The organism is Brevundimonas sp. (genome assembly GCF_044336875.1).
Lineage (GTDB): Bacteria > Pseudomonadota > Alphaproteobacteria > Caulobacterales > Caulobacteraceae > Brevundimonas.
Genome location: NZ_JBIIOP010000002.1, coordinates 250,412 through 266,947, shown reverse-complemented (window position 1 = coordinate 266,947; position 16,536 = coordinate 250,412). Strand labels below are relative to the sequence as shown.

General features: G+C 65.1%; 12 protein-coding genes. 6 read left to right on the top strand and 6 right to left on the bottom strand.

The features are described from left to right. Nucleotides 1–113 precede the first annotated feature (113 nt). Nucleotides 114–1,010 (bottom strand): LysR family transcriptional regulator, encoded by an 897-nt coding sequence (locus ACIQ1T_RS04655; protein WP_395943363.1) that lies wholly within the window; start codon nt 1,008–1,010, stop codon nt 114–116. A 101-nt stretch (nt 1,011–1,111) separates the two neighbouring features. Between ACIQ1T_RS04655 and ACIQ1T_RS04650 the strand changes: the two genes are divergently transcribed. Continuing rightward, entirely contained in the window at nt 1,112–1,873 is a 762-nt protein-coding gene (locus ACIQ1T_RS04650; RefSeq protein ID WP_395943362.1) for an SDR family oxidoreductase, read from the top strand. Nucleotides 1,874–2,240: 367 nt separating this feature from the next. On the opposite strand, the gene ACIQ1T_RS04645 is transcribed toward ACIQ1T_RS04650, so the two are convergent. Both ACIQ1T_RS04645 and ACIQ1T_RS04640 read right to left on the bottom strand, forming a co-directional pair. Beyond that, on the bottom strand, nt 2,241–3,707 hold the full coding sequence (locus ACIQ1T_RS04645; RefSeq protein WP_395943361.1) for an alpha/beta fold hydrolase: 1,467 nt from the start codon (nt 3,705–3,707) through the stop codon (nt 2,241–2,243). Nucleotides 3,708–4,210: 503 nt separating this feature from the next. Beyond that, nucleotides 4,211–4,813: a hypothetical protein gene (locus ACIQ1T_RS04640; RefSeq protein ID WP_395943360.1), complete on the bottom strand. Its 603-nt coding sequence runs from the start codon at nt 4,811–4,813 to the stop codon at nt 4,211–4,213. Nucleotides 4,814–5,138: 325 nt separating this feature from the next. Here ACIQ1T_RS04640 and ACIQ1T_RS04635 point away from each other — a divergent pair, with 325 nt between their 5' ends. After that, nucleotides 5,139–6,233 (top strand): dipeptidase, encoded by a 1,095-nt coding sequence (locus ACIQ1T_RS04635; RefSeq protein ID WP_395943359.1) that lies wholly within the window; start codon nt 5,139–5,141, stop codon nt 6,231–6,233. A gap of 223 nt (nt 6,234–6,456) precedes the next feature. Here ACIQ1T_RS04635 and ACIQ1T_RS04630 read toward each other — a convergent pair whose 3' ends face one another. Beyond that, nucleotides 6,457–6,873, bottom strand: coding sequence for a hypothetical protein (locus ACIQ1T_RS04630; protein WP_395943358.1), 417 nt, complete (start codon nt 6,871–6,873; stop codon nt 6,457–6,459). 459 nt (nt 6,874–7,332) lie between these two features. Further along, nucleotides 7,333–8,577 carry a hypothetical protein gene (locus ACIQ1T_RS04625; protein ID WP_395943357.1) on the bottom strand — a complete coding sequence of 415 codons (1,245 nt, stop codon included), beginning with the start codon at nt 8,575–8,577 and terminating at the stop codon, nt 7,333–7,335. A gap of 290 nt (nt 8,578–8,867) precedes the next feature. On the opposite strand from ACIQ1T_RS04625, the gene ACIQ1T_RS04620 reads away from it, so the two are divergent. Continuing rightward, a complete protein-coding gene (locus ACIQ1T_RS04620; RefSeq protein ID WP_395943356.1) occupies nt 8,868–9,398 on the top strand; it encodes a hypothetical protein in 531 nt (176 codons plus the stop codon). A 128-nt stretch (nt 9,399–9,526) separates the two neighbouring features. Here the strand turns inward: ACIQ1T_RS04620 and ACIQ1T_RS04615 are convergent, their stop codons facing one another. Beyond that, nucleotides 9,527–9,724 (bottom strand): hypothetical protein, encoded by a 198-nt coding sequence (locus ACIQ1T_RS04615; protein ID WP_395943355.1) that lies wholly within the window; start codon nt 9,722–9,724, stop codon nt 9,527–9,529. A 363-nt stretch (nt 9,725–10,087) separates the two neighbouring features. On the opposite strand from ACIQ1T_RS04615, the gene ACIQ1T_RS04610 reads away from it, so the two are divergent. The 3 genes from ACIQ1T_RS04610 to ACIQ1T_RS04600 all read left to right on the top strand — a co-directional run bounded on the left by ACIQ1T_RS04610 (nt 10,088) and on the right by ACIQ1T_RS04600 (nt 16,434). Then, complete coding sequence (locus ACIQ1T_RS04610; protein WP_395943354.1) at nt 10,088–11,908, top strand: ATP-binding protein; 1,821 nt, start codon at nt 10,088–10,090, stop codon at nt 11,906–11,908. 1,364 nt (nt 11,909–13,272) lie between these two features. Further along, nucleotides 13,273–14,475 carry a DUF418 domain-containing protein gene (locus tag ACIQ1T_RS04605; RefSeq protein ID WP_395943353.1) on the top strand — a complete coding sequence of 401 codons (1,203 nt, stop codon included), beginning with the start codon at nt 13,273–13,275 and terminating at the stop codon, nt 14,473–14,475. Between the two features lie 378 nt (nt 14,476–14,853). Then, a complete protein-coding gene (locus tag ACIQ1T_RS04600) occupies nt 14,854–16,434 on the top strand; it encodes a carboxylesterase/lipase family protein (RefSeq protein ID WP_395943352.1) in 1,581 nt (526 codons plus the stop codon). Nucleotides 16,435–16,536 lie beyond the last annotated feature (102 nt).

The following is a 16,536-nucleotide window of genomic DNA, read 5'->3' as shown; positions in this document are numbered from 1 at the left end:
CTTGGTCTGTTCTCGCCGTTGCCCGAAACGCGCCGTTCGGTCAGGTCCAATGTGAGCATCCGCCCGCAGATCGCATCTGCACTCCATGCGCTGATCAATACGTTGAGCCGAGGCTAAGAAGGTGCGAATTGCGGACCGACGGTCTCGACCAGCCAGTCGATGAACACCCGGACCCGCGGCGAGAGCTGGCGGCTGCTGGGGTAGAGGACCGAGACCGGCGTCGGCGTCGGCGGAAAGTCGGCCAACACCTCGACCAGCCTGCTCGAGGCGAGATCGTCGGCAAAGCGGTAGCGCGGCGCCTGGACGAGCCCCAGGCCCAGCCGCGCCGCCTCGGCACTCGTGTCGGCGCCGCCGACCAGCACGCGCGCCGGGAGCACGACCTCGATCACCTTGCCATCGCGCGTAAATTCCAGCGGCAGCGGCTGGCCGGTGCGCGAGGAGACGAAGCCGACCATGACATGGCCGTCGAGGCTGTCCGGCGACGTCGGCGTCCCGTGCGCGGCCAGATAGGCGGGACTCGCGACGGTGACATCCTCCATGACCCCAAGCCTGCGCACCACCATGTCGCTGTCCGCCAGCTCGCCCGCGCGCACCGCGCAATCGACGCCTTCCCTGACGAGATCAACGAAGCGCTCGCCCTCTCCGAGATGGACGGTGAGCGCGGGATGCCGGGCGAGGAACTCGGGCAACGCCGGCAGCAGGACGGTGCGCGCGAGGTTGCCGACGACATCGATCCGCAGCAGCCCGGCGACCGTGCCGCCGGCGCTGCGGTCCGCGTCCTCCAGGTCGGCGAGGATCGCCACGCAGCGGCTGTAATAGGCCTGGCCCTCGACCGTCGGCTGGACGTGGCGCGTCGTGCGCTGGAGAAGCCGTGTGCCGAGCCGCTGCTCGAGCGCCTTGATCGCGGCGGTGGCCACCGGGCGAGAGATGCCGAGATCGGCGGCGGCGGCGCTGAAGCTGCCGCGGTCGACGATGCGGACGAAAAGGTCGAGGGTGGTCAGCCTGTCCATGCGATCATTTCGTCCACCAGAACAATGCTGTCTGCAATGGCGATCTTATCGAAAGATCGGCGTTCCCTTACTTGGAAGCGATCAACCGAACGGAGCTCGTCATGCCTGAACAGTCCCCCATTGCGCTCGTCACCGGCGGCAGCCGCGGCCTCGGCCGCTCGACGGTCGAGGCGCTCGCCCGGCGCGGCATCTCGTCGATCCTCACCTACAACAGCAACCGCGCCGCTGCGGACGAGGTCGTCGCGGCGATCGAACAGGCGGGTGCGCGTGCCGCGGCTCTCCAGCTCGACACCGGCGACACCGCTGCCTTCCCGGCCTTCGCCGGCGAGGTCCGGCGCGTGCTCGGCGACTGGGGCGCCGAGCGGTTCGACTTCCTCGTCAACATGGCCGGCACTTCGCACATGGGCGCGTTCGGCAGCGTCACCGAGGAGGATTTCGACGCCGCCTACCGCGTCCACGTCAAGGGCGTGTTTTTCCTGACCCAGACGCTGTTGCCGCTGATCGCCGACGGCGGCCGCATCGTGAACATCTCGTCGGGGCTCACCCGCATCATCTCCCCCGGCCGCATCGCCTATGGGGCGATGAAGGGCGCGGTCGAGGTGATGACCCGCTACATGGCCAAGGAGTTGGGCCCACGCCGCATCGCGGTCAACACCGTCGCACCGGGCGCGATCCAGACCGACTTCAGCGGCGGCGCGGTGCGCGACAACCCGGAGATCGCGCGTCACATCGCCGAAGCGACCGCGCTTGGCCGCGCAGGGCTGCCCGACGACATCGGCCCGATGATCGCCTCGCTGCTTTCGGAGGACAATCGCTGGGTGAACGCGCAGCGGATCGAGGTGTCCGGCGGGCAGGCGATCTGAGCCGTCCGCCCAGCAGGCGAGCCTGATACGAAGCCGGTCAAGTTGGCGCGCTGCGCGAGTCGAACTGATCCGCCGCGAGGACATGAGCCAGCGGCGGCTTTCAAGAAGCGGCCGTGAGTAGGGGAGCGGCGAGACTTCGGAAGTGAAGCCGCCACCGCATGAGATGATTCGAACGGTTATTCCGCCCCCCGCCGCCCGGATTACTACGCCAGCGTAGCGGAGGCGATGCTAGGTGGGGAGCGGCGGCAGACGGCGTATTTGGCGCGCCAGCGCGGATAAACATAACGAATATATTTCGCAGTTTTACTACTATAACGGAGCTTGGCCGTCGGATTGGACGGCTTGAGTTTTGGTGATGAACCACCTCCTAATCGGCGGTCGCCGCGCTGGCGGCAAAATCCGCCCCCTGAAGCTTCGCCACACACGTCAGCACCGGAGGCGTGGCCGGATCGGTGATGAAGTCGAATGCCTTCCGACCGCCGCAGGGGTTGAAGCTCGCGCCGTGACTGAGGCCGGGCATCAGAACGAAATGCGCTCGGGGCATATTCGCGAGCAAGCGTCGGCCCCATTGCGGCGGCGTAGACGGGTCGAACTCGCCGGCGAAAATCAGGGTCGGGATATCAGTCGTGACGGGTTCATTTGCGGCACTCGCCGCCGTCGCGACGTTCCAGGCGGCGCATATCTCCGGGGAGGCCGCTCGGGCGTCCATGCCGCCAAGGCCAAGGTCAGGGGATGTTTGCGCCCGAACACGGTCCGCATCTTCGAAGGGCCGTTCCTCGCCGCACCACACCGACAACCTCAACCCCCATGTGAAAGGGGATGGTCCTTGCGCCTGTGAGATCCAGCGCCCCAGTTCCTCATAGCGGCCCGCCTGGGCCTCGCCCACCGCACGAGGAATAAGGGCAATACGACGCGGATCTTGCAACGCTCCGCCGACACCCTGCACCACCTCGGCACCTCTGGCGTCAATCGAGGGATCCGTGAGTTCAAACGGTAGGCGCGCGCTGTCCGCGCGCGCCACGAGAGCCTCAAAGTCCGCCCTCGGCTCGGGCCACGCCGCAGCGCAGATTGGATCCACTGCACATCCGTCGAACACTGCGTTCAAGGCGCGCCATGTGTTGGCGCTCGCAGTCTCGTCATAGCTGACTTCCGGCGGCAGGGCGGAGTCGAGAACCATGGCGCGCACCGACGCGGGATGCCGTCTGGCGACGGTCAGGGCCAACCGCGTCCCGTAGGACAGCGCATAGAGGTTGAGCTGCGGGTAGCCCAAAGCCTTGCGGAGATCCTCGATGTCGTCGGCGGCCTCGGCGGAGGTATAGCCGTTCAGATCTACGCCTGAATCGATCAAGCGGGTTCGACAAGTCACGGCGGCCGCAGCCAGACCGGTCTGCGCTGCTTCCGCTCTCATTCTACCTGCGCCGATCTCGCCTTTCGCAGCGTTGATCTCCGGGCATTCAAGAGCCGGCTGGGATAGGCGCGCGCCGCGCGGCTCTAGCAAGATCTGATCGCGCGCATCGAGAAACGGATTGCTCCGCCCCGAGCTCTGGCCGGTCAGGGCGCTGTTACCGGGGCCGCCGGTCAGAAACATAACCGGATCCGGCAATGCTTGGGCAGCGCGACTGCGAAAAATGATAACGGGGAGCCGGATCATCCGGCTGTCGGCCACGGTCCTGTTCTCCGGAACACTCAGCGTGCCGCAATCGATCTTTTCATCGGCAGCAACCTCGACGGCGCACACTCCGGCCTCGAAGGACGAGCGCGATGGCCCAGCTTGCGCCAGCGACACACCCGGAATAGCCGACGCAAGTGACAACCACAGTATGAGCGTTTTCAAAGAGACCGTCCCCGTGTTTGGTAGACCGTTGCGATCCGGACCCCGTGGCGCAACTTAAACATCGGTAACCCGGTCGAAACTCGGGTTGCTACAGTTGGATTTCGAGCACGCCGAACGTCTGTTCCGGGTCGAATTCGGCCTTTAACTTCTCGGCACTAAGCGGACATCCGGCGGCGTTCGAGCGCCCTGAGATGTCCTGGCGAACTCCAGCTAAGGGTGCGCCGCCGTGGATGATCCTGAGAACTATTCAGCCGTGATCGGCTGGGCATCTTGAGGCGCCGCATCTCGGCTTGAGGCTAAAGCCCACTTCGATCCTAACGGAGTCTGGGATTGTCCGCTGTCAGGACGCAAATCAGCGCCTATGGCGCTCCAAGATACTGCGGGTACCAGTCGATCAGGTGCGCCGTCGTCGATGTTATCGCGAACCATTTCACGCGCATCGCGCTTCAATGCTGATGTTGGAATGCGTCAGGTGGAGACACTTGCGCAGTAGCGAATGCAGCTCAACGCGGCGCGGCCCGCGCCGCCTCGACGGCCGCTCGCACCGCGTCAAGTTTCGTTTGCTGTTCAGCCAGAGTCGGAACTCCCATGGCGTTGCGAAGGCTATCCGGGATTAGCTCGCGATTGAACGGATCAGCAGTCGGCACCTCGCCTTGGCGCGCAAAGGTCTGGGTGCCGTATATTTGAGGCTCCCCCTTCATCTGGAGATAGCGGTCCAGACTAGCCGCCGCGATCCAGGCAGCCTCCGACGAACCTTTCGACGCCGAAACGACGGCCAAGCTATGGGCCAGCAGATAGTCATCAGGCTGGGCGCCATGTTGAAAAACAAATGCGGCCTTGCGGAAATCCTCGGCGGTTTGGAGCGCGCCCTCGTCGAGCAAGGTCCGAACCTCCGCCCGTCGGGCAGCGTCCTCGGCATGCATGCGCTCGACGAAGGCGCGGTCTGGCCTCTGGCCGGCTGAGACGCCGGCCCGGATCGCTTGATCGTCGGCGAAGATTTGCGTCATGCGGGCATTGTCGCGCCCCGGCTCCGCAGTTTCCCCCCAAGCGGGGGCGCTCGACATGAGCGAGAGAAAAAACATCGCGGCAAGCGGCAGTCGGGGCATGGGTTAGGTCTCCAGCAACGATCAACCCTGCCGAACGGCCCGTGAACGCTCAAATGAATTCGAAGACAGGTCTCCTGAACTCCCGAACTGAACGGGCTAAGGTCGCTCGAACTCGTCACATGCGTCCGCCTTCTGGTCCCAATCGCCGCCGCGCCAATCATGCCCAGCTTCTTCGAAAGATTTCTCGCCCCTCGCTACCTCATCATCGAGGTCACGCCGGTAGCGGCGTGCAATCAAGGGTGTCTGAAACGGTCCGCGTTACAGCAAATTAACTCGTGTTCCATGGACAACCACCTGAAAGCTTCGGCTTTGGAGGGTGTCTCGCATGAACCGACGTGAAATGATGGGCTCTCTTGTTGGAGGCGCGGCGATGGTCAGCTTCGGCACTGCTATTGCGCAGCCCTTGCCCTCAGCACGGTATGTCGTGGATGCCTTGGCGATTGGAGGGGCAGGATCGGTGGATGGTCCTGAAGTCCTGGCCGCCGGGATGGATGCTCTCGTTCTGGATCTGACAATTTTCCCCCGCGCGCTGCCCCAAGCCACAGAGGCTCTGTCGGCGTGGACTACTCGCGTGGGCGAGGCGGGCACGGCTCTGCACATAATTCGCAACGGCCGGGACTTTCAAAAGGCTCGTGCTGACAACAAGCTAGGCATTGTGATTGCCTGCCAAGACGCATCGATCCTGGGTCCATCGGTGATCTCCTATTCCGACCAGAACCTCGAAAATTTGAGGACGATGCATGCTTCAGGGCTTAGAATCCTCCAGTTGACGCACAACGAGAGAACCGCTGCGGGCGACGGTTTCATAGAGCCTCACGACGGCGGCTTGTCATTGCTCGGCGCCCGGGTCGTGGAGGAGATGAGTCGTCTGGGCGGGCTGATCGACCTATCCCACTGCAGTGACAGAACGACCATCGAGGCTATTGGCGTTTGCAACGGGCCGATCGCCATCACCCATGCAGGTTGCCGCACTCTAAATTCCAGTTTGCGCAACAAAACCGACGAAGCGATCCGGGCGCTCGCGGACAAGGGAGGCTTCTTCGGCGTCTTCATGATGAGCCGCTGGCTCACGGACCGCGATACGTCCTCGGTTGAAGATGTCGTCGATCACATCGATCACGTGGTGAAGATCGGCGGCGTCGAAGTTGCAGGCTTCGGCAGCGATCAACCGGCAATGGGCGATAACAGCGCTCAAGCGAGCAAGGTTGCCCGGCTGGCGGATTATCAGGCTAGGAACCTGGGCCGGCCCGGAGCCGAACCCCTCCACGGCCACGTAACCTGCGCGGACATGGATGGTCCGGATCGGATGACGGTGCTCGCCCAGGCTCTGGACCGGAGGGGCTACCTCGCTTCCGACATCGACAAGATTGTGGGCGGAAACTTTGTGAGAATTTTCAGTAATGCCACCACTAACGCTTAGTCGGGTTCGCAATCGTCCGCGTCCCCCTCGCAGACCTTGCGAAAGTACGGCTTTAGGACGCGAAGTGGGTAGCGGGATCGCGCCCTAGAGTGTCGCGGCGGGCTCTGGCGCAGGAGCGCCGCCTTGGATGAAGCCGAGAACTATACGACCTTGATACGCTGGGCAGCCTGATCGGGCCGAATGTCCGAATTCAGGCCGGAAGCCATGGTTGCAAACCGACCCATCAGGGACGTTGGAGACGTCCGCTCTCGGCACACTCAACGCGAGTGAGAGCATAGCTGGCGAACGGCTCCTCTACTCCGGTCGCATCCTTCGCTACGATCGTCCATAAGGCCGAGGTGGGCGTCACCACCCATTGGTTCACGAACTTGGCGTCCGGGTAATCATAGGCGACTTCGAAGCTGTTCGCGTAAGCGGAGCCTGACCCCACAGCTGTGAAATCGCCGCCAAAGCTGTCAGCGAAAAAGCCCGAGACGCCTACAGCGTCATCATCAAACAGTGTCGCCTTGCCGCCGAAGATCAAATGCGCAGCATAGCGGTCTGCGGGATCGGATAACGCGTGACTTTCCGCCTCGACTAGAAACAGCGCACCTTCGGTGATCGCCTTGGCCTTGAGAGAGATCACGACGGGCTTGTCCATTACCGATCCAGCGCCTTGCCAGCATCCGTTAAGCGCCGAGACTTGCCTGGGCACGGGAGCGGAGCCAGGCTCCTGTGCCATTGCGAAGGTGGACATCCCAGCGAAGAGGCAAACAGCGACGACAAGAGACTTCATGTTCGACCTCCGAAGACAGCTTCGACGACCGAAGCTTCGCCTTGGTGGTATGGCCCGGTCAGCGCCGTATTTCCACCCTCAACGGAAGTTCAGAACGTCCGGTCTCGGGCCATGCCTGGTGCCCATGATCGTGGGTGGAGGTGCCGGAGACGCTGGCGGGTCGGTGCGCCGCCGTGGACGATCCTGAGACTATTCAGCTACCGTCGGATGGGCCGCGTAGGTTGGAAATGCGCCGCGCGTTTTCAAGCTTGGGGACACTGGCCCTGTTCGACCTCTATGGGGGGCTGCCGCGTGACGCCGACGGCCTCTCTAAACGCCAATCATTCATCGACGGACCAGCCTGTAGTCTCCCACGCGCTTGCCCTCTTCCAGCCCCCATCCGGGGTTCAGCGCCAGTGTCCAGCCCGGTCCATTTACGGCCTCCGCTGACGGCGGCGCAACGACCGTCACCCCGCTCCAGTTGTCGTCGATCAGTGCTCCGTCGCTGACTTCCAGCACGCCCCAAGCATCCACCACTCGCAACGTCGGGTAGATTGATCCATGCGGCGGCAGTGCAATGATCTTGCCAGGATCAAAGGCGATCTGCATTGACTGGAATGGCAGCCGCAGCCCGGGTCCGTCCACCAACTTCGCCGTCCATGCCGCCGCGATTCCCCGCGTCTGTTCCGCGCGCCGGGCTTCCTCGCTGCGGATCGCGTCGCCGCCGTACCGCGCCTCGGCCGAAGCGGCATCCGCAGCTCGTAAGCCCAGCCCCGCCGCCAGCAGGTCGCCCAGGTCGTCGGTCGCCTTTAGCTCTTGTCGCCAGTCTGGCACCGCCTCGTCCAGCAGCAGGCCGTAGGCGGGGCCGGACGCATAGGCGAAGCTGCGTACGAACGACGTCCCGCGCTCGGCTTCGGCCAACGCCGCGCCGGCCAACGCCCGCGCGTCCCCGCCTGAAAGGCGCAGTCCGCTGTATTCCGCCAGGCCCTCGTTCATCTCCAGCGCCTGTTCATCAGCTGCCCCGTCGCCCGCGATCGCTCGCCGGGCGGCCCGGAACGTCAGCGCGTCGGCTACCGCCTGACCTCGCATCGCGTCATCGCCCGCGTCCAGTGCGGCGGCCAGCGCCCTCCATTCCAGCCTCATGAGGACGCGCCCGTCTTCACTATCCAGATGGGCCGGTGTCGGTGACCGGGCCGGCAACCCCAGCGCCTCCTGAACTCCGTGCCAGCTTTCGTGGACCAGCAGCGCCCTTCTCCTCACCGGATCGCGGGGCAGCGGCTGCATCAGCATGGCCCAGCGCACCCCGTCCCATTCCATCGCGGTGTTGGCGATGTTGACCTCGCCCGGCAGGACGCCGGTGAACAAGTCGCCATCCGGCCGCAGCGCATTGCTCGCTCCCTTCCGGTCGGCGTGAACGGTGCGCGTCTGTGGATCGACCAGCAGCACCGGCGTACAAAGGTCCACACCCCACAAGCCGCCACCATCGGCTTGACAGACCGCGTGCGCCTCGGCGAACACTTCCGTTGGCGTCTGCGCCTGAGCCGAATAAGCGATGCAGCTCGCGAAGCTGGCAAGCACGAGCATACGCATGAGCAAACTCCTCCTGCGCACATCACCGCTGGTTATTGTGACGCTTGTGCGGCTGGACATGGTCTAAAAGCTCCTGGAGCCCCACGCCTGCACCATTCGCTGAGGATAGCCGCTCCTCGCAGAATTACCGACAGTCCGTTTTGAGAGCGCCAGATCGTTCGCGCGAACCCCTCCTAAAGCACTCTAGCGGCAGACAGTGTCGGTGCCCCCGGAACGATTCGAACTCTTACTGTCTAACAGTCGGGTTGGGGTTGATCTGTGCTCGGACAATCGGTCCGGGGTGCATCTAAATGCTGAAATCTTTGGCTGACGATCCCAATAGCAAGGTGCCTCATAGGGCCGGCCTCGCCGCCGGGCTGGCCGTACCGATCGCGGCCATGCCGGGCTCGGACTGGCGCTGGTCGCTGGGCGTCTGGGCGCTGCTCGCATTAGGCGCGCTGATCGTCTGGCTGCCGCAGGGACGCGGGCCGCAGCATCATCTGCTGTGCGGCGTGCTCCTGGTGATCGGTTCGGTCGGACTGCTGCTGCTGCCGCACCTCTCCTGGCTGTGGATGATCGCGGCGGGGCTCGGCGCGGGGATTGCGATGGTCACCAGCCTGTCGCTCTTCGCGCTGCGCACTCACAACCATCACCAGGCCGCCGCCTTGTCCGGCATGGCCCAATTCATCGGCTATGTCGGTGCGGCCGCCGGCCCGCTTCTGATCGGCGTACTGCACGATCTGACCCGCGCCTGGACGGCGCCGATGCTGCTGATGGTCGCCGCGAGCCTGCTCGTGACTGTGTTCGCTGTGCTGGCCGGAAGGGCCCGTTTTATCGAGTGAATACCTTTCCGCCCCGAGCGCAGCCGCGCTGGGAGGTGATCGGCCAGCGCGCCGCTCCCATACTGTGATTGCCACGACGGGGCGCCGAACAACCGGCGAGATTCGCGGCTGAACTGCGACTGTCTGTTCTAGCCGACCGCGACGCTCGCCGGCCCGGCCGGCGCCCCTTCGGCGAGCATCAGCCGCCGCGCCTCCTGCGACCGCAGCGGCCTCTGATATTCGAGCGGTGTCATCCGGATGATCGCCTTAAACCGCGCGTGCAGCGATGAAGTGCTCAGGACCGCAGCCGCGGCGATCTCGTCGACCCGGAGCTGCGCGTCGATCAACCTGTCCCAACGCCCTTGCACCCCTTCGAAAAGGTCGACGGCTCGCTGTGCAGCCCGCGCCCCCTTCCGTATTCTTTCATATCCGGCCTGATCGACGCGGTGCCGACAGGGGCAGACGCATTGAGTTGGACACGCTACGGTCTGGCGCCGAGCGCCACAGCACGTTTCACCGCTTGGCCGCCGGCGTCCGGAACTTCAGCGTTCAGGTCAGTCTCGTCGGCCGCCGGCAGGGTGCCGCCCCGCAGCGTCTCGAGGCGTGCAAGACGCGCCCGACTGTACGGCTCCGTACCCCCGGCGGGGTAAATCCACCAGGTTTTAGAATATCTTAGTCTCAGACGTGGATCGTGGGCTCCGGAGTGCGCCATGACCCATGAGACGTCGTCGATAACCGCCAGCCAAAGCTCACCGGTTCGCCCGCCGTTACTGCATCGGCTGGTCCGCGCAGGACAGCTTCGCTACTGGATTATCCTCAGCTGGGCGCTTGTCTTGTCCACGACCGCCCACTGGCGTCTCGCTGTGCTGTGGTTCGTCGTCACTGCAACCCTCGGCCTCGTTCGGACGGTCATCGAGCGGCGGCCCGACTCTGCGCCTGGCGAGGCGAGTTTGACGCTGTTGACCGCGACCCTCTCCTGTGTCGCCTGGGCCTTCGCGCCGCTGATCGCCTACTTCGCCGGCGGTAATCATGGGCTGACAATCGCCGTTGCGCTTCTCATGGCGGGATACACTCTGGTCTTCACACAAATGCGGGCGGCGCTGCGCGAGGCCCTGATCGTGTCCACCCCCTACTCGGTCGTCGTCGTCATTCTGGCTTTCGCGGTTCCGGGCCAGGACGGCGCTTGGACCATTCTGTCTCTGATCCCGATGCTGGGGCTGTCGTTGCTCGTGAAGATCGTCATCACCCAGATCAAGGACAGTGACCTCGCAGCCGTCAACGCGGGCCAGGCAGCCCTGATCGTGGACCTTGCGGCGGCGCGTGATCGTGCCGACGCCGCCAGCGAGGCAAAAACAAATTTCCTCGCCGTTGTGTCCCACGAACTGCGCACGCCGATGAATGGCGTACTCGGCGCCGCCCAGTTGCTGGAGAACACGCCTTTGGCCGACGCGCAACAGAGCTACGTTTCTATCATCCGCCAATCCGGCGAAGGTTTGCTGGTTCAGCTGAACGACATCCTTGATCTGACCAAAATCGAGGCTGGCCACATGGCGATCAACCTCGCGGAGGTTGTGGGCGAGACGCTGGTCAAACGGATCGTTGGACCGTTTCGGGCCCAGGCCGAGGCCAAGGGCCTCGGCTTTCGCGTGGAGCAGTCCGGACCGCTTCCGGCCGTCGTCCGCCTCGACGAGTTGCGAGTGGCGCAGATCGCCCACAATCTCCTGGGCAATGCGGTGAAATTCACGGAGAGCGGCGAGATCATCCTGAGCGTTGTCCAAAAACCGATCTCGACGGACCGCGTCCAAATCGGAATCCACGTCAGCGACACCGGCATCGGGATTTCCGACGAGGATCTGGGCCAGCTGTTTCAGCCCTTCACCCAGGTCGACGCCTCGTCGACGCGGCGCTTCGGCGGGACCGGTCTCGGATTGAGCATCTGTCGCCAGTTGGCGCATCTCATGGACGGTGAGATCACCGTCACCTCCCGCCTCGGGCACGGATCAACCTTCGCCTTCGAGTTCGAGGCGGAGGTGGTCGCCTGGGCGGCGGACGGGTTGACGGACGACGAAGCGCAATCAGCCATGGCCATCGATGAGCGGTCAGAGGGAGGCGGGCAGGCGCTGCGCGTCCTTGTGGTCGAGGATCATCCGGTCAATCGCATGGTGCTCCAGACCTGGCTTGGCGCTGTGGGACACGATTGCACGGTGGCGGAAAACGGCCAGATCGCGCTCGACTGCGCCGGGATCGAACGATTCGATCTCATCATCATGGATGTGAACATGCCGGTTATGGACGGTCTGGTCGCCACCCGGGAACTCCGAGCGCGACCGGGCCCGAACCAGGAGACACCCATAGCGGTGCTGTCTGCGTCCGCGAGGCCCGAAGACCACCTCCTGGGCTATGCGGCCGGCGCCGACGTCTACGTCGACAAGCCCGTGGATTTCGCCGCTCTGGCCGGTGTCCTGGAGACTGCGCCATTCGGCCGCATGGCCCTGCACGAGCGACGGCGCGCCCCTGTCAACGCGGCCTAGAAGTGCGGCCTCTGCCATCGTGCCACGAACTGACATTACGGTCAGATGTCTGACATTCCTACCTGACCGCAACCTTAAGGTGCCGCGCGTGAGCGTCGCGATCGCTTTAATGTTGCTTGGCCAGCCTTCGCGCGATGGCGTCTTCTTGCGTGAGCAGGGAGATGATCGCCGCAGGGGTGTCAAACAGGAGGCCAGTTCGCTCAGCTTGCGAAAGGGATCGCCCCGCTTTTCGAGAACGTCTGCGCTCCGGGCGATGCAAGTCACGCATCCCTTCATCCTCAGCAGCCTGTTCACAAGGCTCAAAATTATTCGTCATCCCGCGCCGCGCCACGGCCTGGAGAGGCTCGCGGGCCGACGTCGCGGGACGAATCGATTGCGCCTGCCGCCCATGCAGGGAGGGATCCTGGACGCGCCCCGGCAGAATCCGCTTGTCGTCCGTCCCGGCCCCCGCCCCTGTCCATACGCCGCCCGAGCCCGGGCCCGCCGGCCGCTTTACGGGTCCGTAACCCTCGCAGAGGCGGCGGTCGCCTGTGTGGCCGAGCCTTTCCGCGTGGCCGACGGCCAATCACGGCGTGCCGATCAGCGACAATCAGAACTCGTTAAAGGCGGGCCGGCGCGGCCCATCGCTGCTCGAGGTGCCTGGCGCCCGGCGGCCCTTGGTCGCCCGAGGCGCGGGTGGAACTGGGGGCCCCTGACGATCTCGATACGCCCAGCGACACGCCCGTTGAGGTGCGATCCTCGCTCTTGAAGCCCTGCTCGGAGAGGCCGTCTATGTTGACGCCGCCTGACTTACGCCGGACGTGTCGTCCCGGACATTGACCAGGGCGGGCGGCTCTCGGCGCCGCCGAGCGCGACGCGGACGGCGGCTTCCCGCGCGAGGCCTTCGACGCGCTTGTCTCCACCCGACAGGTTACGCCCATGCCTCGGTCTCGATGAGGACGCGCGTTGCGAACGCCGTTCAACATTAAGCTTGCGCGATTTTGCGCCGCAGCATAGCGTCTGAAGGCCCTTCCTGGGCGTTTCCTCCCTATCAACTTATGACCGCGCCGGATGAGCGCGGTCTTTTTCGGTCGGCCTCCCGCGAGAGAGGCTGTCACTCGGAGCAGGCGCCAAGGTTGGCGAGATACCCTGCGCAGGTCCTCCCACAGGCCCCATCGGCGCGCGACGGTCCTCGAGCCGCTCCGGGTCTTCGGTGAGTTCCGGACCCGCGCCCCTCCACACGCATCCGCGTGCCGGCGCGGCTCCTCCAGGTCATGCGCGAACGTCGCGCCGAACGGCCGCCTCTCCACCGGCGCAAACCAGCCCCGCAGGATGGACGACCGTCGCCTCCTCTGACACAACACCGTTGGGCAAGGGGGCGGATCATGAGCGAGGCGACCACGCCGGCGGCACGGGTGCAGGTGATCGACACCCTCAGGGCGCTGGCGCTCTATGGCGTCATCACCATGAACCTGATGGCCATGGTGATGGGGCTGATCGGCGCCGAGATCGTTCCCAAGGCCGGGCCGATCGACTACGTCTTCGCGACCTTCGACCTGGTGCTGCTCCAAGGCAAGGCGCGCTCGACCTTCGCCCTGCTGTTCGGGGTCGGTTTCGGCATGCTGATGGTCCGAGCCGCTCAGCGCGGACAGGCCTTCACCGGCTTCTATCTAAGGCGGATGTCGGCCCTGCTGTTGTTCGGACTGATCAATCTGGCTGTGCTGTTCTGGGGCGACATCCTGATCCTCTATGCCTTGCTCGGCATGGTCTTGCTGCTCTTCAGGGGATGGAGCAACCGCGCCATTCTGGCGGCCGGCCTGATCCTGGTGATCGGCCCGCCGCTGGCGCTCGGGCTGTTCGAGGCGGCCACGGGCGCGCCGGCGCCGAACCTCGCCGGGCTCACGCCGGAGCAGGCCGAGGGCGTCATGAGCGCCAGCGCGCCGATCTATCGTGCCGGAGACGGGCTGGCCTATGTGCGCGCCAACCTGGCCTATTATGTCGATCACCATCTGACCGACACGGCCTATGCCTTCGTTTATGAGCTCGGAGTCCTCGGCCTGTTCCTGCTGGGCCTGTGGACCGCGCGGACGGGCGTGCTCGCCGGGGTGGAGGCCTGGCGGCCCTTTCTCCGTCGGGTCGCCTGGATATGCCTGCCAGTGGGGCTGGTCCTCAGCGCCCTTCACGCCAGCCGGCGGATGGGGATCGACGTGGAGGGCGCCGCCTATGCTCTGGTGAGCGCCGCCTATGTCGGCCTCCCGATCATGGCCTTCGGTTATGTCGCGATCCTCGCCCTGCTCCTCACCCGGGGCGGCCGGTTCCTGCAGCCGCTGCTGTCGCCCATGGGCCGAATGGCGCTCAGCGGATATCTCGCCTCCAACGCCATCGGAAGCTTCGTCTGGTACGGCTGGGGTCTCGGCCTCATGGGCCGAACCAATGTAACGGGCATGAACCTGTTCGCCCTGGCCGTCTTCGGGAGCCTGTGCGTGTTCAGCGCCGTCTGGCTCTCGGTATTCCGCTTCGGTCCGGTCGAATGGCTATGGCGCTGCCTGAGCTATGCGCGCTGGCAACCGCTTCTGCGACGGAAGTGACACCCGCCTTGAAGCCAACGCGATCGGCGGGCGTCGGCGCGGCGTCGCCGCGTCCACGGACCTGACCTTCTGTCGCCCTCGCGCGCTCGCATTTGCGGCATTCGCGGGCCCTCCTCTCTGTCCGGGCGCGAGCTTTCTTCATCCATCGCTCGAGATAGTCGGAAGGGCACGGAGCCGAAGCTGTCCGGGCTGACCGTACAGTCACCTGCCCTGCGGGCCTCGCAACGCCACGTTCGGAAGCATTGGCCAGTTGCGCAAGGTCGGGAAGCAACATTGCGAGCGAACTCCTGATATCATGGAGGGATGGACCTGGCTCATGACGCTTCAGGTGCGCCCAACGCGGGGATTTCGATGGCGGCTCGGAGACTGCGGATCAGCTTGGGCATACTGGTCGCCCTGCTCGTCGGCGTAACGAACGCCTGCAGTGTGAACCCGGGGAGGGCTCGGGAAATCGTCCGCGCTTCGGACGCAGCGCCCGAACGCATCAGAACTGCGGAGGGCGTCGTGCGGGGCGTGGCCTCCTCGCAGGGAAAGGTCTTCCTGGGAATTCCGTTTGCGGCGCCGCCCGTGGGAAGGCTTCGCTTTGCGCCGCCCGCGCTTGTGGCGCCCTGGACGGACATCCGGGATGCGAGCCAGGCTGGACCGGCCTGTCCGCAGAGCCTCGGCGCGGGCGGCGCGGAAGACTGCCTCACTCTGAACGTCTATGCGCCCCATGACGCGCGGCCCGGCGATCGGCTGCCCGTGATGGTGTGGATCTACGGCGGCGCGCTCGCCCTGGGCCAGAACACCCAGTACGATCCTACCGTTATCGCAGAGCGTCAAAAGCTGATTGTCGTGGCGCCCAACTATCGCGTCGGGGTGCTCGGATTTTTCGCCCATCCCGCCCTGCACGGCAAAGGCGAAGGCGGCTACGGACTGCTGGATCAGCAGGCGGCCCTGGCATGGGTGAACCGCAATATCGAGGCTTTCGGCGGCGACCCCGGGCGGGTCACCCTGTTCGGCCAGTCCGCCGGCGCTCTCAGCGTTTGCGCCCATCTCGCGATCCCCGGATCGTATCGCTACTTCCAGGGAGCAATAATCCAGAGTGGAACCTGCGCTGCGCCGGACACCTCGGTCTCCATGGAAGAGGCGGAAGCCAGCGGCGTCGCGTTCGCGGCCGGGCTCGGATGCCGAAATCCGGCGACCGCGCTGGCCTGTCTGCGGGCGCTGCCCGCGCGGCGGCTGATGGGAGAGAAAAGCGGGCGGCGCGGAAACATCGGCCGAAACGGTTGGGCGCCCATGACGGGAGGAGACCTCCTGCCGGAGCCGCCTGCGGTCGTCTTCGCTTCCGGCGACGGAGCGCGCGTGCCCGTGATCATGGGCAGCACTCGCGACGAAGGCAGGCTCTTCTCCAACATCCTGACCCTCGGCCAGACAATGTCCACGCGAGGGGGGTTCGAGAAGGCGGTGGCGGGAGCCCTGCCCGACCCTGTGGTTCAGGCCGCGCTCGAGGAATATCGAGCGTTGTCGAACCGGTCCTACGACGCGGCCTTCTCCGCCATCGTGACGGACTCTCATTTCGCCTGTCCCGTGCTGACGCTCCACCGCCTGCTGGGCGCCCGGGCGCCGTTTTACGCCTATGAGTTCGATGATCCGAATGCGCCGTCATCCGTGCCGAGGATACCCTTCGCCGAGCCTCTGGGGTCTTATCATGCCTCGGAGATCGCCTACCTGTTTCAGCGCCCCTGGGCGTTGGCTAATCCCAGGCGTTTCGACAGATCCCAGTGGGCGTTGTCAGACCGGATCCAGACCCATTGGGCCGCCTTCGCCCGGAGCCGCGACCCCAACATCGCGTCCCTGCCCCCATGGCCGGTCTTCGACGGACGCGTTCCGCAGGTCCTGTCGCCGTCGCGGACCGGCCCTGCCCTCGATTTCGCGGCCCGACACCGGTGCGATTTCTGGGCGCGTTTCGAATACTGACGTGGGAGGCGACGTTCAGTCCCATCCTTCGGATTTCGCTCTACAGAGGATAAGACGCCGCGCCACAAGCGCGAACGCCCCGTGACTCTGCGGACCCTGACG